Source organism: Chryseobacterium turcicum (assembly GCF_021010565.1).
Classification (GTDB): Bacteria; Bacteroidota; Bacteroidia; order Flavobacteriales; family Weeksellaceae; genus Chryseobacterium; species Chryseobacterium turcicum.
Map to the genome: position 1 here is coordinate 324,514 of NZ_JAJNAY010000002.1, position 18,798 is coordinate 343,311.

General features: G+C 33.3%; 19 protein-coding genes. 8 read left to right on the top strand and 11 right to left on the bottom strand.

The features are described from left to right. Positions 1-28: 28 nt before the first annotated feature. The 9 genes from LO744_RS16265 to tssO (LO744_RS16305) form a co-directional block, all read right to left on the bottom strand. Complete coding sequence (locus tag LO744_RS16265) at positions 29-514, bottom strand: hypothetical protein (protein ID WP_230671226.1); 486 nt, start codon at positions 512-514, stop codon at positions 29-31. Positions 515-585: 71 nt separating this feature from the next. Further along, entirely contained in the window at positions 586-1,362 is a 777-nt protein-coding gene (locus LO744_RS16270; protein ID WP_230671228.1) for a hypothetical protein, read from the bottom strand. Positions 1,363-1,372: 10 nt separating this feature from the next. Further along, a complete protein-coding gene (locus LO744_RS16275; RefSeq protein WP_230671230.1) occupies positions 1,373-2,308 on the bottom strand; it encodes a M23 family metallopeptidase in 936 nt (311 codons plus the stop codon). A gap of 16 nt (positions 2,309-2,324) precedes the next feature. Beyond that, a complete protein-coding gene (locus tag LO744_RS16280; protein ID WP_230671232.1) occupies positions 2,325-4,352 on the bottom strand; it encodes a hypothetical protein in 2,028 nt (675 codons plus the stop codon). A gap of 18 nt (positions 4,353-4,370) precedes the next feature. Then, entirely contained in the window at positions 4,371-4,874 is a 504-nt protein-coding gene (locus LO744_RS16285) for a DUF4280 domain-containing protein (RefSeq protein ID WP_230671234.1), read from the bottom strand. A gap of 93 nt (positions 4,875-4,967) precedes the next feature. Continuing rightward, positions 4,968-7,367: a type VI secretion system protein TssR domain-containing protein gene (gene tssR / locus LO744_RS16290; RefSeq protein ID WP_230671236.1), complete on the bottom strand. Its 2,400-nt coding sequence runs from the start codon at positions 7,365-7,367 to the stop codon at positions 4,968-4,970. A gap of 48 nt (positions 7,368-7,415) precedes the next feature. After that, positions 7,416-8,327, bottom strand: coding sequence for a PKD domain-containing protein (locus LO744_RS16295; protein WP_230671238.1), 912 nt, complete (start codon positions 8,325-8,327; stop codon positions 7,416-7,418). A 37-nt stretch (positions 8,328-8,364) separates the two neighbouring features. Then, complete coding sequence (gene tssO, locus LO744_RS16300; RefSeq protein ID WP_230671240.1) at positions 8,365-8,883, bottom strand: type VI secretion system TssO; 519 nt, start codon at positions 8,881-8,883, stop codon at positions 8,365-8,367. Between the two features lie 22 nt (positions 8,884-8,905). Further along, positions 8,906-9,436: a type VI secretion system TssO gene (gene tssO, locus LO744_RS16305; RefSeq protein WP_230671243.1), complete on the bottom strand. Its 531-nt coding sequence runs from the start codon at positions 9,434-9,436 to the stop codon at positions 8,906-8,908. Between the two features lie 178 nt (positions 9,437-9,614). Here tssO (LO744_RS16305) and LO744_RS16310 point away from each other — a divergent pair, with 178 nt between their 5' ends. The 7 genes from LO744_RS16310 to LO744_RS16340 all read left to right on the top strand — a co-directional run bounded on the left by LO744_RS16310 (position 9,615) and on the right by LO744_RS16340 (position 15,995). Next, on the top strand, positions 9,615-10,286 hold the full coding sequence (locus LO744_RS16310) for a response regulator transcription factor (protein WP_230671245.1): 672 nt from the start codon (positions 9,615-9,617) through the stop codon (positions 10,284-10,286). A gap of 140 nt (positions 10,287-10,426) precedes the next feature. Then, positions 10,427-10,717 carry an HU family DNA-binding protein gene (locus LO744_RS16315; RefSeq protein WP_034674127.1) on the top strand — a complete coding sequence of 97 codons (291 nt, stop codon included), beginning with the start codon at positions 10,427-10,429 and terminating at the stop codon, positions 10,715-10,717. A 297-nt stretch (positions 10,718-11,014) separates the two neighbouring features. Next, a complete protein-coding gene (locus LO744_RS16320) occupies positions 11,015-12,574 on the top strand; it encodes an Rne/Rng family ribonuclease (protein WP_230671247.1) in 1,560 nt (519 codons plus the stop codon). 170 nt (positions 12,575-12,744) lie between these two features. Then, complete coding sequence (locus tag LO744_RS16325; RefSeq protein WP_230671250.1) at positions 12,745-13,371, top strand: NUDIX hydrolase; 627 nt, start codon at positions 12,745-12,747, stop codon at positions 13,369-13,371. A gap of 28 nt (positions 13,372-13,399) precedes the next feature. Continuing rightward, entirely contained in the window at positions 13,400-14,206 is an 807-nt protein-coding gene (locus LO744_RS16330) for a lysophospholipid acyltransferase family protein (RefSeq protein WP_230671252.1), read from the top strand. Positions 14,207-14,213: 7 nt separating this feature from the next. After that, positions 14,214-14,648, top strand: coding sequence for a hypothetical protein (locus tag LO744_RS16335; RefSeq protein ID WP_230671254.1), 435 nt, complete (start codon positions 14,214-14,216; stop codon positions 14,646-14,648). Between the two features lie 9 nt (positions 14,649-14,657). Next, entirely contained in the window at positions 14,658-15,995 is a 1,338-nt protein-coding gene (locus LO744_RS16340) for a UDP-N-acetylmuramate--L-alanine ligase (protein ID WP_230671256.1), read from the top strand. Positions 15,996-16,083: 88 nt separating this feature from the next. Here the strand turns inward: LO744_RS16340 and LO744_RS16345 are convergent, their stop codons facing one another. Beyond that, entirely contained in the window at positions 16,084-16,809 is a 726-nt protein-coding gene (locus LO744_RS16345) for a hypothetical protein (RefSeq protein WP_230671258.1), read from the bottom strand. Positions 16,810-17,146: 337 nt separating this feature from the next. After that, positions 17,147-18,202, bottom strand: coding sequence for an NAD(P)H-dependent flavin oxidoreductase (locus LO744_RS16350; RefSeq protein ID WP_230671259.1), 1,056 nt, complete (start codon positions 18,200-18,202; stop codon positions 17,147-17,149). A gap of 107 nt (positions 18,203-18,309) precedes the next feature. Here LO744_RS16350 and LO744_RS16355 point away from each other — a divergent pair, with 107 nt between their 5' ends. Then, positions 18,310-18,747, top strand: coding sequence for a GNAT family N-acetyltransferase (locus LO744_RS16355; protein WP_230671262.1), 438 nt, complete (start codon positions 18,310-18,312; stop codon positions 18,745-18,747). The last annotated feature ends 51 nt before the right edge of the window (positions 18,748-18,798 follow it).

The window sequence follows — 18,798 nt, forward strand, 5'->3', positions numbered from 1 at the left end:
CTTTTTAGCTTATATCTTATGATAAATTTTATTCACATTTTTTGAGAATAATTTCTTTGCTATTAGTTTCCTGTTGAAAACTATTTTCTTTGAACTCTCTTTTTTTTGTTTTTTTATTATAAAACCCATACCAATAGAAATGGTATGTTTTATCATCAATCATTTTAAAATAAGCAATCGGTTCATCATTTATATATTCTTTCCAATTTAAATTTCTACCTATATTTCCTATATCTTCAGGTATTTCTTTCAGTTTATACGAAATACCATTCTCAAAATCAAACCTTTTAAGCTCTGTCATATCGATATAAATTTGATTATACAGAAGTATTAATGAAGCATCTTTTCCTTCTATCGTTAAACCACCAACTCCATTTTCACAGCTTACCATCCAGCTTCCATCATTTGAATATTGAATTGTTGAAGTTTTTATATCATCTTTTATAATTGATTTCTTTTGACAATTAAAAAATACAAAAGAAAATAGTATTACTAGAATATTAACTTTTTTCATGGTTTATTTAAGGTTTTCAAAATTCTTCTATCAACTGTAAATAGAATTTAAACTTTAGTCGGGAAAACATTTTAATCTATTAATTTAGTTGATTCAATAATACCTTTATCTTTAGTATGATAAATTTTCAAAATAGTATTTCCACCTTCAGAAGTAATATTGATTGTAATTAAATCTTTTTTTATAGAATATTTAATTTCAGGTGTTGATAAGGTAGAATAAATTGTATCCTTTTTTGGTAATATTCTTAACAAGTCATCTTGTTGAAATTTTTCAGCAATTTGAGAATATAAAAATTTAAAATCTTTTATCCCAGAATATTCGCAGATTTCTTTGAAAGAATAATCATTGTTTTCTTTTCTATAGCATTTTATATTATTTTGATTATTACTATTCGAATTTACATTAAGCAAACCACACAATTTAGAAATATCATTTTTCTCTAAGATTGTACTATCATATTTCAAAAGCTCCTGATTTTCAGGATCATTTGTAATATCTTGCAGCTTTTTTGTCAAAGGAAAAAACTCTAACCATCCTACAGAACTTTCTGAAACTTTTTTTTCAGCAAGATTTTCCGAAATATCATTGGAAACATAAAGTTCTATAGAAATTTTCTCAGTGGTTAAATTATTAATTCTAACCTGTATATTTTTAAAGTTTTTAATAGCTATTGCATTACTGGATTTTACAATATCAGTAATAGCTTCTTCACAGCTCGTGTAAATCTTATTGTCTTGAACTTCTTTTTCTTGAATAGTTTGATTATTAACTAATAATATTTGATTAGACTTCTCTTTACACGCAAAGAAAAATATGATTACAATGAACGTTAATAGTTTTGTCATATTATTTTTATTAATTTCCTGAAATTTCCTGAATAAATCTATCTCTTATACCTCTAAGAGTTGTTCTATATGTGGATCGAGCTGTTTCATCAGTTTTACTAAACCATCGTTCAAAATTGCCATTATATTTAATTATATAATTTATTTTATACCTCATTCCAGAAATAACAGAAGGTAACTGTACAAATTCTTTTTGTTTATTGGTGACCTGCGCGTTACCCCCTTGCCCACTTAATCCAGCGTTTTCGAAAGAACTCCACGTACCAATAGGCTCTTCTGTATATAAACTTCCATCCCAACCATAATGAGGGGCAGAACCAAATACTTCCATTCCCCCAGTACCGCAATGCTTATATTGTTTTGAAGTAAAATGTGTGGTTTCCAAACGATACATTTTTTCTACAATAGTGAGAAGATCTTTACCTGTAACTTGAACTTCAGTGTCAGAGCCATTCCATTTCCAATTCCAAGTACTATTTTTATATTCATTATAAAGCTCACGAAGAGCTTCTTTACCGTCATTTATTGTAAATAAATGATCATTTCCATCACCTATTTCACCAAAAGTATTTCTATATCCTTCTTCCAAAATAGAAAGAGGATCAATTAAATCTTTCCGTCGCATATATGGAGGATTATTACCCATATATATTGGATTATCTTCACCAGCACTACAATCATATATTTCAAAATGACACATGTATAGCGAATATGTTTTTTTCACCTTTCTATTATAGGCTGAAACACCTAAATGGGCTGTTTTACCTAATTCTTGCTTTTGACGAACTTGATTTCCAACTTCTAAACTTACTGAAGATTTAGCCAGCTCACAGTATTTTGCAATAAATTTTCTTCCATCAGGAAGATTATGAAGTATACTTACATACACATCATTAGCCCCAAAATATTTGTTCTTTCCAATTACTTTTCCATCTGCAATAGCCACGATTGTAGTACTGGGATCAGTATATAAATCCCGTGCAGCATGTTTCCGCCCAATATCTTTCTTCCCATTCTAAGCCCGAATCATTTATGGGTTTTTCTAATGTAGGGAAAATAATATATTTAGTTTTTCCTATCTCAAAATATGCCCCATCTGCTTTCAAAAATTCTTTATCATGTTGTTTTTCGCCCTGAGCTTTAGCTTGAAGATAAAGAAGTTCTTTCTCTTTTTTATAAAGTTTAAATTTAATTGTTTGGTCTTTCTGATATGTTTTTATTTCAAGAACTTTTTCAATATCATCAATGTAAGCAGATTTACCATCAGCTATTTTTTCATTGTTGGTATTTCCACTTTTTGCATTTTTCAAAATGGCTTCTGCCACTCTTTTTTTAGAACTTTCATCAGTAACTTTATTTTCACCTCCAAATTTGTAGGTGTATTCTCCATCTTCTTTTCCTTTAGATAGTTTTTCCTTCCATTGCTTTAATTCATCATCAGATTTCGGTCTCAAATGAACAGGAATTTTTACCATCCCGTTTTCTATTTTTCCTGTGAACTCACTTTTTTCAGTTCCCGAAACTTCTCCTGTAGTCGGAGTAGCCTGATCCATTTGAGTTTCAGTAATTTCTAAAATCGGTAAAACAGAGCCTGCAGAACCTTTAATTAATCCATCTTTTTCCTTGATTATAATTGTAACTTGTTTGTCACTGAGACCTGAACCTGCCGTTTTTGCAACCAAATATAATTTTGTATCTAAAGGTGCAGAAGTGATTTTCTTTAATTCAGCTCCAAGTTTAAAAGTTTGGAAACTTATTGTTTCATCTTTATTGTAAACTTCTTTGGAGATAGCCTGCTTAATAGCTTCCAAAGTGGTGTATTCTTTTTTGTCTGTCAATGCTTTTACAGCAGGTTTTCCTAAAATAATTTTCGCTATTTTCTCTTTTTCTGCATCGGTAGCGGTTTTATTTCCGTTACTTCCAAACTTGTATTCTAAAGTTGTGGCAACTTCACCTGTTTGCTTGGTATATTCTTTCTTAGCAAAATAAGCATCCATTAGTTCTTCCACTGATGAATCTTGTACAATACTTACTGTTTTTCCTTCATTAGACTGCGGAGTTGATGGTTGTTCAGCTTCAATTGTACCTTTAGTTTCCTTATAATCATTCAGTTCTTCATCAGGCGAAGTTGTATTTTCACCTACAACTCCCCTTTCTTCCATTTGCGAAGCTGGTTTTTCTGCTGCAGGAGAATTTTCAGCTCTGGGCTGCGTATTATTTGATGGAGTTTCGGGTGTTGATTGAGGCGGAGGTGTAGGATTACTTGTCGGTTGTTGTGGTCTTGGTTGAGGAGTTGGCGCAGGAGTTTGCAAAGGATTATTCACATTTACATTATCTGTTGCGTGCTTTTTATGTGAAAAATATTCTACGGTAACATAAAATTCCAATTGCTTTACATCAAATTCTCCCTGCATTGCTTTTTGCATCAAAGCTCTGGTAAGCACAAACTCAGCGGTCGCAACTCCAGTTCTGTCTACCGTTGCTTCTTTGGTTTCAATCAAAAGATTTTTAGCATTATGACCTTCTCGGGTTTCGTCGTCCTCCCAAAGAGTAAACTTTAATTTTTTCCCGTTTAAATTTACACATTGTGCACGAGCTCTCATTTTTTCTCTAAAACTGAAAACCGTTCCCGGTAAATCATCTACGTATTGAAGTTCTACTTTTTCAATTTTCGGAACAGCTGCAGGTTGAGGATTGATTATAATTGTAGATGCACCACTTCCTTCTGGCTCAAAAAGATAGGCTTCCAATCGATAAGTGTGTTTTTGAGCAACTTCTCCAAAAGTAAAAGTCCCAACACCCTTTTTTTTGATATCTGTGCTTGTAAATCTTCCGTTGGATCTTTTTTTAAATAATTCCCAAGTAACATTTGCCGGATTTCTTTGATTTTGTGGGGTAGAAGGATACCATTCTGTAACGGTATAAGTAACCGCCTCTCCTACTTTAGGAGAAGAATTTCCTGATATTTTTGAAACGCCTTTTTTAGCCATTGTTGGAAAGTTTAAAGATTAATAAGCGTCGATTTTGCTTTCGGTTACCGTTTCTTTAAAATCATTCACATCCACAAGAGGATTTGCATGCCTGATTACTTTTGCATCAGCATTTTTCACATTCTTTTTACTCATTTCACCGCGCTGTCCGTGATCTTTAATGGTAATTTTTCCGCCGGTAGCACATTGAAGTTCCGAAACTTCTGTCACACACTTCTTTCCCATCACCAAAACCTTTTCGTACGTTTTTTGCCATTTTCCGGCAGGGGCGTAAGCGCATGGAAGATAACCACCCGAACTGGGTTTTAATTTACACTTTCCAAAACTTGGACCTGATGGATTAAACTGAAGGTCGTCTTCTGTAACGGCTAAATAATCTGCGCTGCCTGCAGAGTCATTCCAGTAATGTTTATTATGAGCATTGACGATATGCTTAGGAAACTGATCTCCCTGGTTGCACTGGCATGTTCCTTTTTGAACGACGAAATGTTTACCATCATGAGAAGATGATTGAGTAGACATAATGTGATATTTGGTACTCAAAGATAACGAAAAGTATTCTAACATAAAAAAACGGAAAACTAATTCTCCGCTTTTTTATTATGTCATAACTAATTAATGTTGAGTATATTCCGGCTCATCCACAGGAAGCATTGTTGGCATGAAATATTCGTTAAGCCAATAGAATTCCTGTCCGTTTTGCTTAATTTTCACCGCAGGATTATTTCTGTAAGTAAGCATTCTGTCAGCAAGATCTTTGTAATATTTAAAGTAAGTTCTTGCTTCTTCATTGGTAATAATATCAGATTTTTTCCAGCCTGCAAGCATGTATTTCGACATTTTTTCTTCGTCAGAATTATCAAAACCTGTACTTACTCCTACCGCATAAGACATAGGTTGCTTGTACAATTCTCCTTTATCTAAGAATTTCAATGTTGGATTATATTTTTTTAATAATTTCACATATTCCCTTATCGCTCTTCCTTGCTTAAAGTCTGTTCTTGCAGCACCTGTATTTTCATAAACTTCTTTATAGAAAGCTTTCAGCTGATCATATTCAGATTCCGAAACAAGAATTCCTTTTTCCATATTCTGTTTATAATCCATTAATTCTTTAGGAATATATCCTTTCGCCAAAAACGGATTTCCATAATTAATAAGTTGCGCAGCAATACCCGAAGGAACAGGATTGGTTAATCCCGGATACAGATATTTATATTTAAAATCTACTTCGGTTTTGCCTGCGCCTACCGAAGAATGGAAATAATCGTTTAGAGAATTATCAATGGAAGTATTGTCTAAAGTCACCTGAGCAATCAAGCTGTCTAACGATTTTTTAAGATAACCTGGAGCTGCGATATCCCCTTTTTTAGGGAAAATAACAAATCCCTGAGCCATACTTTGTTTTGGGAAGTCTAGAGAGAAATATCCGGCATCACCTTCCACAAGACTAAAGTTATTTTTAGTTAAAACATCATTCTGGCTGATTATTTTCTGCTTTTTCAGCTCGGCCACATTTTTTGCAGTGTTGGTTACGATGTTTTCAGCCATCAACACAAAATCATTGTAAGTATCTGAAGATCTAGCGCTTGTCTGAAACATAATCAATCTCGCCTGAGCCTGAGTAAGAGAATTGATTACTCCATACATATTTCCGCTTCTGTTGGCAGAAGTACCGATGGTAACCACAATATTAGTTTCATCAGAAAGTTCTGAAAGTAAATTTCCAGCACCAATTAAACCTTCATTCAGAGGTTGATTGCCTACATTACTTGGGCAATTCATTTCATTCATTTTTTCATTAATGAAAGTCGTAATCTTATTGTAGTCTTTGTTTAAGGTTGACGCAGCTACATTATCACCACAAGAATTATTTTTGTATAAAACGACTCCATATTTTACAGAATTAAAATAAGAAGGCTTCTCAAATCTCAACTGTAAATCTTGTAACAACGATTTCACAATGGGTGCATAAGGTGCATTGGGAGCGCTAATATCTAAAACAAAAACAATATTTACTCTTTTATTCCGTTCAGTGATTTCTCGGTATCTGTCAAAATAAATAGGCTCACCTAAAACATTATAAATAAAATTTTTACTATAGTCTAAAACATTGGTAAAATATTTCGTTTTAAGGTCAGGTTTCGCTTCCTCATTCAAAGCTAATGTTACGGGAAAAATATTTTCAAGAGGCGGTCTTTTATTAACATCTGTTAGCAAAACTGCAGTTCGATTTTCTTTATCAGAAGCTCCTGAAAAACCTTCATGAATTCCTAAAGTACTTTCTTTAATCCCGGTTGTATTTTTCATTTTCACCGCAGAACGCTCACCCCAAGCTGAGATTACATTAGAACTTACCCAGCCGTATAAGCCTGTACTTATACTGTCCATATCTATACTAGGCTTTTTTCCTACTAAAAAGCGTTTGTTATTTTCTGCTTGTTTATAAACGTAGACCATTTGCCCGTTCGGAATTTTCACATTGGCAGCTTCAATAAGACTTGGCGAATTAAACACCATGATAGAATCGTTCTTATAATATCTCTCGGCACTTTTTATAACGTCGGGATTATTGGGAACGACCGCTACTCTTACCGGATAGCCTGTTTTTTCGCTTTTCAAAGAATTACTCCAAAGCAAAAGGTCAGATTCGGGAATCCAGCCGTATGTTTTTATTGATTTTGACGAAATTTTTTTCATTAAAGCATCAGGAACATATTCTGCCACTTTTACCATTCCGTCTCTGTGTTTTAAAACCATTAAAGGCTCTAAAAACTTCACTTCTTTATATGATTTTTCATCATTTTTATCGAGATAAGCAGTGTTTCTTGACCGATCTGAAATAACAATCCACGGAGCTGATTTTTTTGGAAAACCATTGATTACAGAAGCATTATCTATCTGCCCATACTGTTGTGGTTCAGGAGTTTTTTTTGATGGCAATTTTACCTGACAGCTCGTCAGCAAAACCGAAAGCCCTATATAATATGCCGCTAGAGGAAATTTATTTTTCATCTTAATTTTCTTTATAATTGGTGTGATGTCCGATAAACGAACAATATATTATTTGCTTTGATTGATGTCAACTTTGGTTACACAAGTCATTCCATCATCAAAATTTAATTTTACAGATTGTATTACTGTATTTTTATCAAACTGAAGACCTGCACAATACAGATAAAAATTATTGACTTTGCTGTCGGTAACTTTTACAATTGCATTTTCGTTGTTACACAGATAGGTTTTCAAAAGATAATTATAATGCATATTAAAACTGTTGCCATTCGCAATCTGCTGCAAGTGGTATTTAAAATCATTGTCTTTTTTAGCATACAGCTCGTCTAAAGTAGGCTGTTCATCCTGCATAGAATTATACGCCTGCAAAATTTTTATATGGTGCTGAATAGGCTCTATATCTTTCTCTGTATAAAGCGTTACCACGTAATCTCCAGGTTTTTGAAACGCATAAATAGCCAATTTATCTTTAGCATCAATTTTTCCAGTTTCTCCAAACCTCCAGGTAAACTGTGTAGCATCTGAAAGTGCACGAAACTGTACGTTTTCATACTGCATTGCCTGAGTTTGGGCATCAATCTTAGTCACTGCAGCAGTACTGTCTTTAGGTTTTGGAATTCCTCTTGCGGAAACCATAATCGGAAAAGATTTAGAATATTTATTATCAATAATCAAGGTTACATTATAATAACCCGGTTTATTGTAAAAATGAATTCCTTTGTCTTTATCTGAAGTCTGGCCGTCGCCAAAATCCCATTTTTTAAATTTCGCAAACGGTGTTTTATCTTGAAACGTTAATGTATCACCTGTAGAAAGCGAAGACGGGAAAACTACTCCTTCAATATCATCTGCCGAATGAATGACCTTTTTTTGCAGCCACAATGCGACGAGTGCGGCAATAAGCAATGTGGCAATTACACCAATAATGATGTTTTTCCTATTCTTTTGAAAATAATTCATAGTAATTTTTTTGTGATGTGTTTTGTATTTTATGGTGTTATCTTGGGTTTAAAGCATTGTTCCTATCTCTCAGAGTCTGGCTTTTTTCTTTGTACCCTAGCTGGCAGTCTTCAAATTGTTTTTCAAATGTTTTGGTGGTCTCGTTCATCTTCATGATTCTGTCTTTATCAACCATATTCATTTTCAAGAATTTTCCTATTTGCGGGAAAGCCGTTTTTCGAGAATCATTCACTACAACATTCTGAAACGTATTTGCTAAATCCTGTACTGCATATTCCGCATCGTTCTTTTCTACAGGCTGCTGAATTTCAACAGATAATCTATTTACTCTTGCAGAAGCGGTATCTATTAGTTTTAAACCAATTTTCTGCTGCTGATCAAACTTCACTTTCTGATCTAAAATCTGCAATGCATTGGTGTCAGCCTCAGAAAAAGGCGATGCAAAACCTTTGAGAAAAATAACTCCCAGAAAGAAAAGTGCTACAATAAGCATTAGCACGAGGTAAAAAAACTGATAATGCTTTTCTTTTTTTGATAATGTAATTTGTCCCTGCATAATTTCTAAACTTTAATTATAATTATCTTCTTCGGCCTGTGAAGCTTCTGGTAGGATCTATTTTCATCTTGTTGTTAATCTGATTAGACTTCCCCTGACATTCCTGAACGTTGCGTATGGCAATCTGCTGTTTAAAAGAAACATTAATAATTTGGCTTTTCAGATTAAGCATAGGCTTAATTTTCTGCATCAATATGGCATAATGTTTAAAATTATTAGCGCTATCGGCTCCCATAATCTGTTGAGCTTCGCGAACGTTATCAAGAATATAAGTACGTAAATAGTTGTCGTTATAGGCTTTGTCAGAGTCTAGCAGCTCCATTCTGGCATAGATACTATCAACTTGGGTATGAAGAAGATTATCCCGATACAGTAAATCGCGGTAGGTACGAACTTCGTCATCAACACCCGTAAGCTGCCGATTATAGCTCTTAAAAAAGAAGAATACACTGGTAAATGAAATTGCAGATAAGATAACAAATGAAAGAATAAACTTCCATATACCTAATCTTACATCAGATTTGTTTAATTTTTTTTCTGTGTTAGAAGACATGTTTGTGATTTGATTTGGATTGTGAAAATAGGAAAAAAACATGTATGCACAAAATTAAATTCAATGCATACAATACTATTTACAATTTTTTAATGTGAAGTTTAAGTCTCAGATTCGAAAGATTTTCTTATTTTAGTGAGCAGAATTTTATTTTGCCATACCAAATCACGAAAATAAAATGAGTAAATTACTGACCAATACGGTAAGATTTTCTATTGCGGACAGCGATTTTTATTTTAAAAAAATAATGATCAAAATGCTTCTGGAAAACCCATTTAATATGCTGCTTAATGACTGCAATAATGGTCATGAGTTGATCAATCGAATCTACAGAAAACAAGAAGATGTTTTTATCATAGAGCTATTTATGCCTGTCTTGAGTGGCATTGAAGCGATAAAATTTATCCGCAAAAACAACAGCGAAACCCCCATCATTACCTACTCTGGAACCTATCAGGAAGACATGGCAGATATTTTAGAAAAAATCCCAAACATGTATTATTGCCAGAAAAACAGCAATATTATAAAAGATATCATCAAAGGACAAATCACATCTCAAGAATTTGATTATCAAGCTTATTCTGAAAACTGGCAGCAGCAACCTTTGGCCGTTCAGGAGTATATGAGCCGTCAGAAAAAAAGCCAACAAGAGCTTTCGTCAACAGAAATTCAGCTGATGAAATTCTGCTACGAAGGCTTCAGCAATAAAGAGATTGGTGAGCAGCTGAATTTGAGCACTCGCACCATCGATACGTATATTAATAGACTTACGGAAAAGCTTGGTTTAAAAACAAAACTACACCTCATACGCTTCTGTGTAGAAAACGGATATTACAATTCTAGCATGTAAAAAAGTCTTCCTTATAATGGCACACTATACTAAACACAGAATTCTCAGTAGTTTATGTGAAACATTTTTCGACTGAAATTGTTAATATTCAATTTTTTTGACTAAATTTGCACACCTAAAATTTAAAATTTACAAAGGAAATGACAAAGGCAGAATTGGTAAACACCATCTCAAATAAATTGGGGACCGAAAAGAATGAGACACAGAAAGTTGTAGAAGCTTTTATGCAGGAGATCAGAACTTCTATGTACAATGGAGATAACGTTTATCTAAGAGGTTTTGGATCTTTCATCGTAAAAACAAGAGCAGCAAAAACGGGAAGAAACATCTCTAAGAACACTGCAATAGAAATTCCTGCACACAATATTCCTGCTTTCAAGCCATCAAAATCTTTTGTTGAGAAAGTGAAAACTAAAGTTGCAGTAAAATAAAAAGAGAAATAATTAATATTAACTAGTTACTAAAAAAAATTTAACATTATGCCAAGCGGAAAGAAAAGAAAAAGACACAAGGTTGCAACCCACAAAAGAAAGAAAAGAAGAAGAGCGAACAGACATAAGAAAAAATAATCTCCTTCGGGATTTTTAGTATAATAATATAGTTGGTGTTTTTTAAGTTTTTAATATTCACCAACTATATTTTGTTATGTAAAACAAGTAAGGAATTGAGAAAATGAGCAATCATCATCTCAAATTTCAACATCAATCTTTTTATCTTTAATTTTAAAAATGAAGAAAGAACTAATAGTTTCGCATGAAGATGATCTTACAAAGATTGCTTTGCTGGAGGATGGTAGACTATGTGAACTTCATGAGGAAGAAGACAAAAATGATTTTGTTGTAGGAGATTTGTTTATAGGAAAAGTGAAAAAATTAGCTCCCAATCTTAATGCTGCATTTGTAAATATCGGATACGACAAAGATGCATTCTTGCATTATCAGGACTTGGGACCACAATATCTTACTTACCGAAAATTTTTAAAAGATTCGGTTTCCAACAAACAGACTTCATCAGGTCTCAAAAATTTTGAGATACAGCCTGAAATCGACAAAAATGGTACTGTAGATAAAGTCATCGCTAAAGATGATATCGTTTTATTACAAATTACTAAGGAGCCTATCTCCACAAAAGGACCAAGAATTTCTACCCAAATTTCTTTAACAGGACGTTTTTTAGTTTTGATACCTTTCGACAATAAAGTTTCGATATCAAAAAAAATAAGCAGTTCTGAAGAAAAAATAAGGCTTCGCACCCTGATTGACAGTATAAAACCAGAAGGTTTTGGCGTTATCATCAGAACAGTAGCTGAAGGAAAGAAAGTAGCAGACCTCCACAATGACATGAATCAACTGATTCAAAAATGGGAGAATACTTTTAAGAATATTCAAAAAAACAAAGTACCTTCTAAGGTTCTAAGTGAAGACGATAAAGCATCGTCTATTTTAAGAGATAACTTCAATCAGGATTTTGTAAATATCATTTGTGATAACGAGCAAATGGTAGAAGAAATGAAAATTTATCTGGAAGTCATAGCTCCAGAACGAAAAAATATCGTTCAGTTTTACGACTCCCACGTTCCTCTTCTCGAATATTATAATGTAGAAAAACAGCTTAAACAAAGCTTTGGAAAACATGTAAATATTCCAAGTTCAAAGGGCGCCTATCTGGTGATAGAACACACAGAAGCGCTGCACGTAATCGACGTCAATTCCGGAAATAATATTACCGCCGGAAACACTGCCAATAAAGAACACGCACTGAATGTGAACAAAATGGCAGCTACAGAAATAGCAAGACAATTACGTCTTCGCGATATGGGAGGCATCATCGTTGTAGATTTTATCGACATGACTAACCCCGATCACAGAAGAGATTTGTATGAGCATTTTAAAACAGAAATGAGCCGCGACAAAGCTCGTCACAAGATTTTACCGCCAAGTAAATTTGGATTGATACAAATCACAAGACAGAGAAACCGTCCGGAAAAACAGATCGACACCAAAGAAGAAAACCCCAACAAAGACGGAGAAATAGTAGCTCCAATCGTGATTGTTGAGAAAATGGGAGACACCATCAGAACCATTATGCAGAAGGAAAAAGGAAAACTTTTCCTGCATGTACACCCTTTCGTAGAAGCTTACCTTACTAAAGGTCTTAAAAGCATTCAAATGAAATGGTTTTTGAAATATAAAAAATGGGTGACCATTATCCCTAGGGATTCTTTCAAGTATTTAGAGTACAAAATCTACAATTCTAATAAAGAAGAATTGAGTGGATATTCTAACTAAAAACAATGTAGCCTCCAGTTTTCCTGGAGGTTTTTTATTTTCAGGCATCTTATATTTCAACAAAATCAGTATATTTTTCAATAAAAGACATTAGTTTTTCATAATGAAAATTATCTTTAATTAACATTTTCACCCTTCCTTTCTACAAGATATATTAGTAAATTTGAACTATGAGTTTTGGAAAAGATTTACTACGAAAAATAAAAAACGCTGAGTTGGCTGGTGCAAATGCGCATGGAATTTTCTCACCACCCTCTCGACCTATATTTACATACGATCAGGTTTTAGAAAAAAATCCAAAATTTGCTGCTGTAAATATTGTTTTATATCTGAAAGATAATGAGTGGTATTTTCCTTTAATTGTAAGAAGCACAAACGAAAGAGACCGTCACAGCGGGCAAATCTCTCTTCCCGGCGGAAAACGTGAAGAGCTGGATAAAGATTTTGCCCAAACTGCCATCCGCGAAACTTCCGAAGAAATAGGTATTGAAAGACATTACGTGAGAATTATACGTGAGCTCTCTCCTATTTATATTCCGCCAAGTAATTTTTATGTTTATCCTTTTATTTCTTACACCAAAAAAAATCCTGAATTCATTTTGCAGCAAAGTGAAGCTGTAGAAGTAATAGAATTTCCTATCACTTCATTTTTAAATTTACCGGATAATCCTGAAATCATGGCACTTCCGGGAGCAGGTGGGCATGAGGTTCCGGTCATCAATTTTAACGGATACATTATTTGGGGAGCTACAGCAATGATCTTAAGCGAATTCAGCCAGTTGATTAAAAAAATGTAACTTTGCAACTATTATGTTTAATTGAAAAATGGCGAAGAAGAACATTTTTACCGATTCATTCGGAACACCTTATTTTTTAAAAAGATTAATTATTTTTATTCTGGGAATTATTTCTTACAGAAGATTTAATGGTTTCAACAAGCTTAAAATTACAGGAACAGAAAATCTGGTAGACCTTCCGGATTCTAATGTGCTTTTTGTGTCAAACCACCAAACGTATTTTGCTGATGTTGCCGCGATGTATCATGCATTTTGCGCGGTAAACAACGGCTATCTGAATACGATTAAAAATCCTATTTATCTTTTAAACCCAAGAGTAGATTTTTATTATGTAGCTGCCGAAGAAACTATGAATAAAGGTATTCTTCCAAAAATTTTTAAAATTGCAGGCGCAGTTACCGTAAAAAGAACTTGGAGAGCGGAAGGTAAAAATGTCAACCGAATGGTAGACCTTGGAGAGATTGATAACATTATGAAAGCCCTGGATAACGGTTGGGTAGCTACTTTTCCGCAAGGAACGACTGCTGCTTTTGCTCAAGGAAGAAAAGGAACGGCAAAATTGGTTAAAAACCAGCGCCCGATTGTAATTCCTATTAAAATAAATGGGTTCAGAAGAGCGTTTGATAAAAAAGGACTTCGTGTAAAAGTAACCGGAGTAAAACCAACCATGGAGTTTAAAAAACCTTTGGATATAGACTATGACAAAGAAAATGCACAGCAGATTCTTCTTAAAATAATGACTGCTATTGAGCAAACCGAAGATTTTAATATTCTGCATACTTATGATGAAGAAATTAAGGCTAAAAAATCTGAAGAGCGCAACTCACAAAACTAAAACAACAATGAAGAGGATTTTAGGGGTATTTATAATTATTCTGACTATACTTTCATGTAACAGTCAGAAAATTTATCAGGACTTTGACATCAGTTATTCGAAAAGTGGCGGGTATGCTCCTACTTACGAAAACCTTTTAATTAAAGGCAATGATGCTCATTATTCATTTGAAGGTCAAGGTAAAAAAATCAAGAAAAGCTTTAAGGTTTCTAATGAAGATTTGAAAAATTTGGAAGAAACACTTTCTAAAAATAATTTCAGAAGAATTCAGGAAGACCATAAAAAAGTGTATGATAATGTGACCACATCAATCAACATTAAGAAAGGTGTAAATGAAGGCAGTAAGAATGACGGAAGCATGATTATGCCCAATTATAAAACCAATTGGGAAAATATTACTGCAGAATTTCAGAAGCTCATAAACAATAACGTAAAAAACTAAGAAAATAAGTTGAGAACTCATTTTATTGCTATTGGCGGAAGCGCAATGCACAATCTTGCAATTGCACTTAAAGATAAAGGTTATCAGGTGACTGGCTCGGATGATGCTATTTTTGAACCCTCAAAATCGAGATTAGAAAAGAAAGGGATTTTACCCGAAGAAATGGGTTGGTTTCCTGAAAAAATAACGTCTGATATTGATGCTGTAATTCTCGGAATGCACGCTCATCAAGACAATCCTGAGCTGGCAAAAGCAAAAGAATTAGGTTTAAAAATATATTCTTATCCTGAATTTCTTTACGAACAGTCAAAAAATAAAACCAGAGTTGTTATCGCTGGTTCTCACGGAAAAACAACCATCACTTCGATGATTCTTCATGTTCTGAATTTCCATCAGAAAGATGTAGATTATATGGTGGGTGCACAGTTGGAAGGTTTCGACTGTATGGTAAAACTGACCGAGGATAGCGATTTCATGGTATTGGAAGGTGATGAATATCTTTCCTCTCCTATCGATTTGCGTCCAAAATTCCTTTTATATCAACCCAATATCGCTTTAATGAGCGGAATTGCATGGGATCACATCAATGTTTTTACAACATTTGATGATTATATCGAGCAGTTTAGAAAATTTGTGGCTAGCATTACTCCAGGTGGACTATTAGTATACAATGAAGAAGATGCTGAAGTGGTAAAAGTGGTAGAAAATGCTGAAAATTATTTCAGAAAAGTACCTTATAAAACTCCTGAATACGAAATTACCAACGGAAAAGTACTTCTTAAGACCGAAATGGGTGATATTCCGCTCTCTGTTTTTGGAGCGCACAACTTATTAAATCTTGAAGGAGCCAGACATATTTGCCATACGTTGGGAATTATGGATGAAGACTTCTATGATGCCATTATGAGCTTTAAAGGTGCTTCAAAACGTCTCGAAAAAGTAGAACGTGAAGATAAAGGAATTCTTTATAAAGACTTTGCACACGCACCAAGTAAAGTGAAAGCTGCTGTAAAAGCATTCTGTGAGCAATTTAAAAATGAAAAAAAATACGGCTTTCTTGAACTTCATACCTATTCAAGTTTAAATCCTGCTTTTCTTGAGCAATATGACCACGCAATGGACGGATTAGACGAAGCCATTGTTTTCTATTCTGAAGATGCTTTAAAAATCAAAAGAATGGAGCCTATTTCTCCGGATTTAATCAAAGAGAAATTTAAAAATGAAAACCTTAAAGTATTTACCAACGCCCAAGAACTTCATGCGTATTGGGATTTATTAGATAAAACTCAGGGCGTTTACATGATGATGAGTTCCGGAAATTTCGGAGGCTTAGATTTAACGAAATAAGTCATTGCAAGTAAAGCAATCTCTTAATTTATATACAATAAAATAGCTTTCAGAAGTACTGAAAGCTATTTTTTATTTCTGGTGATTTCTACCAACGTTCCTTATTAAGTTTGTAATCATAAGGAATATTCTGGCTAAAATCTGATACATACCAAACATTTGGCTCAGATTTATACTGCACAAAATCATAAATCACATCGAGCGGCATCTGAATATTTCCCAAATTTCCACGCTCTTTATTAAACGCCGAAACCATTGCCGTAACTCTTACCAATTCATCTTGCGATTGTAATGGTGCATTGTAAGCCGTTCCCATCTGAATATGGGCTTTATATTCGTCTAGAAGTTTACTTACTTCATTTTTATAATGAGTAATAATAGCATTTTGAGCTTCTTCACTGGTTGGTTTATTTTCTGCCAAAATCAGTTTAGAAAAATCCCTTGCCTTATACCTATTAATTTCTGACAAAACCTCATCAGGAATATAATCTTTATTTTTTATCGTATTTTCCCATATCAAGGTATCAATCGGACTTTCCGGAGCAGCACTTGCAACATCAGTTATATTCGAATTGACTGGAGAACTTGCCAAAATCCGCTTGTTGTTTTCATAATTTGCCCAATCTTCTTTGTTGTACGTAAGATGTTGCTGAATTTTATAAAGCGGCGTTTCTTTTTCGTTTCGGTAAATATATTCTGCGATGCCTAAACCGAGGATTAGTATCAAAAATAAAACTCCAATGATTTTAACTATTTTTTTAACCGCAGATTTTTTTGTTGCATTTTTTTCAAAATCTTGTTGTGATGATTTCATTTAATAATTTGTGATGTTGTGATGTTAATATTATAACCAATTTAAGTTTAATTTTTGTAAACTTAAATTACAGATTACCAAAATTTATATTATAAACTTGTTTAAACTTTTTATTAAACCACAAAAGATTTAGATATTTCTATTAAAGCTTATTTTTAAAATGAAAAAAAGAACACATAAGCTTTCAAAAATCTTTGATTTTTATTCTTTTGAGAACTTTGAATATCTAATCATGTACATTTCAAATATCTTTTGCTGCTCTTTTGCGGTTAAACGAAAATTAGTTTAAACAGCTTTTATTTAAAAAATTTGTTAAATCCGTAAAATCTGCGAGAATTTAAAAACATTCCTGAATTAATTTTTCTAAAATATCTTGGGTTGAATCTTCGCTGTAGTTAACAATTGATTGCCCTGCCCAAAGATTAACAAACTCATCATTTTTCACCGTTCTTGCTATTTTCCTCAATTCTCCGGTCAATTTATTTTGATAAGGATAAGGCAAAATATAATCTGAGTTTTCAATCGTTTCAATAAATTTATTTTTAATACCTCTTGCATACCGTCCCGAAAAACTTTTCGTTAAAACAATATCTTTTTCTTTTACGTTTTTCAGCCTTGCCTTTTCAAAATCCAGCAAAGCGCTTTCCTGAGAAGCTAATAAAAGACTTCCTATCTGAAAACCTTGCGCCCCCAATTCTTGTGCCGCTTTTAAAGTTTTCCCGTTATAAATTCCACCTGCATAAATTAATGGAACTTTTAAAGAATCATACACCTGAGAAAGTAAAGAAAAACCTCCAATTTGTAGAATATTTTCCGGAACAAAGCTTCCACGATGACCACCTGCTTCAATTCCCTGAACACAGATAATGTCAATTCCTGATTTTTCAAGAACTAAAGCTTCTTCTACAGAAGTACAGGTTCCGATTAAAATAGTTCCGTTTTCTTTTAATTTTTGAATACTTTTATTATCAAGGTTTCCAAAAGTAAAGCTTAGGATTTTACATTTCTCTTCAACAATTACATCAATTTGCTCATGATAAGAATTGATTTTAAAATCTTCTAAATTGGGAAGCTGAGTGTAAATATTATTTTCCTGAGCTAAATCTTCAAGATATTTTTTCGTTCTAGCATATTGTAATTTTAATTCGTCTGTGATTTCAGGAATTTCGTGAACAAAAATATTAGCAGCAAAAGGCTGATTGGTTAGTTTTTTCGTTCTTCGTATCAATTCAACCGATTTTTCAGCAGTAAGGTCTGCCAATGCTAGCGAACCCAAACATCCTGCTTTTGTTGCTGCTGCAGTCATTTCTGGCGTACTTACGCCAAACATTGGCGCTTGTATAATGGGATATTTTATATTTAAAATTTCGCTGATGGTTTTTGAGAAAAGCATACAATTTCTTTTATTTAAAATTAATCAATTATTCTTTTCCCATATCCTTCAGAAAATATGATTTTCATTTAGCTTATTAATTTTTTACATTTAAACAAAAAAAAGAAATGTCATATACAACTAGAATAGCAACGGTTGAAGATTATCCAAAACTGATTGAAATTTGGGAATCTGCTGTAAAAGCTACTCATGATTTTTTATCGGAAAGTGATTTTGAATATTTCAAAAAAGCAATTCCTGAGCAGTATTTTCCTCAACTCGAGGTTTATATTATTTCTGAAAACAATCATCCGAAAGGTTTCGGTGCAGTTTCAGACGATACTTTAGAAATGCTTTTTATACACAATGACGCTCGTGGAAAAGGTTTAGGAAAAAAACTTTTTCAATATTTACATGATAAAACGGGCTGTACAAAAGTAGATGTGAACGAGCAAAACCCACAAGCAATAGGATTCTATGAAAAAATGGGTTTCAGAAAAACAGGAAGGTCAGAAAAAGATGGCACTGGGAAAGATTATCCATTGATTCATATGAATATAAATTAATCACGCCACAATAAATCAAACATTCTTGAGTTGTATTGAAGTTCCCAAACG

Coding starts and splice junctions, on each gene's coding strand:
- LO744_RS16265 (WP_230671226.1), bottom strand. CDS start 514: ATGAAAAAAGTTAATATTCTAGTAATACTATTTTCTTTTGTATTTTTT.
- LO744_RS16270 (WP_230671228.1), bottom strand. CDS start 1,362: ATGACAAAACTATTAACGTTCATTGTAATCATATTTTTCTTTGCGTGT.
- LO744_RS16280 (WP_230671232.1), bottom strand. CDS start 4,352: ATGGCTAAAAAAGGCGTTTCAAAAATATCAGGAAATTCTTCTCCTAAA.
- LO744_RS16285 (WP_230671234.1), bottom strand. CDS start 4,874: ATGTCTACTCAATCATCTTCTCATGATGGTAAACATTTCGTCGTTCAA.
- tssR (WP_230671236.1), bottom strand. CDS start 7,367: ATGAAAAATAAATTTCCTCTAGCGGCATATTATATAGGGCTTTCGGTT.
- LO744_RS16295 (WP_230671238.1), bottom strand. CDS start 8,327: ATGAATTATTTTCAAAAGAATAGGAAAAACATCATTATTGGTGTAATT.
- tssO (WP_230671240.1), bottom strand. CDS start 8,883: ATGCAGGGACAAATTACATTATCAAAAAAAGAAAAGCATTATCAGTTT.
- tssO (WP_230671243.1), bottom strand. CDS start 9,436: ATGTCTTCTAACACAGAAAAAAAATTAAACAAATCTGATGTAAGATTA.
- LO744_RS16310 (WP_230671245.1), top strand. CDS start 9,615: ATGAGTAAATTACTGACCAATACGGTAAGATTTTCTATTGCGGACAGC.
- LO744_RS16315 (WP_034674127.1), top strand. CDS start 10,427: ATGACAAAGGCAGAATTGGTAAACACCATCTCAAATAAATTGGGGACC.
- LO744_RS16320 (WP_230671247.1), top strand. CDS start 11,015: ATGAAGAAAGAACTAATAGTTTCGCATGAAGATGATCTTACAAAGATT.
- LO744_RS16325 (WP_230671250.1), top strand. CDS start 12,745: ATGAGTTTTGGAAAAGATTTACTACGAAAAATAAAAAACGCTGAGTTG.
- LO744_RS16330 (WP_230671252.1), top strand. CDS start 13,400: ATGGCGAAGAAGAACATTTTTACCGATTCATTCGGAACACCTTATTTT.
- LO744_RS16335 (WP_230671254.1), top strand. CDS start 14,214: ATGAAGAGGATTTTAGGGGTATTTATAATTATTCTGACTATACTTTCA.
- LO744_RS16345 (WP_230671258.1), bottom strand. CDS start 16,809: ATGAAATCATCACAACAAGATTTTGAAAAAAATGCAACAAAAAAATCT.
- LO744_RS16350 (WP_230671259.1), bottom strand. CDS start 18,202: ATGCTTTTCTCAAAAACCATCAGCGAAATTTTAAATATAAAATATCCC.
- LO744_RS16355 (WP_230671262.1), top strand. CDS start 18,310: ATGTCATATACAACTAGAATAGCAACGGTTGAAGATTATCCAAAACTG.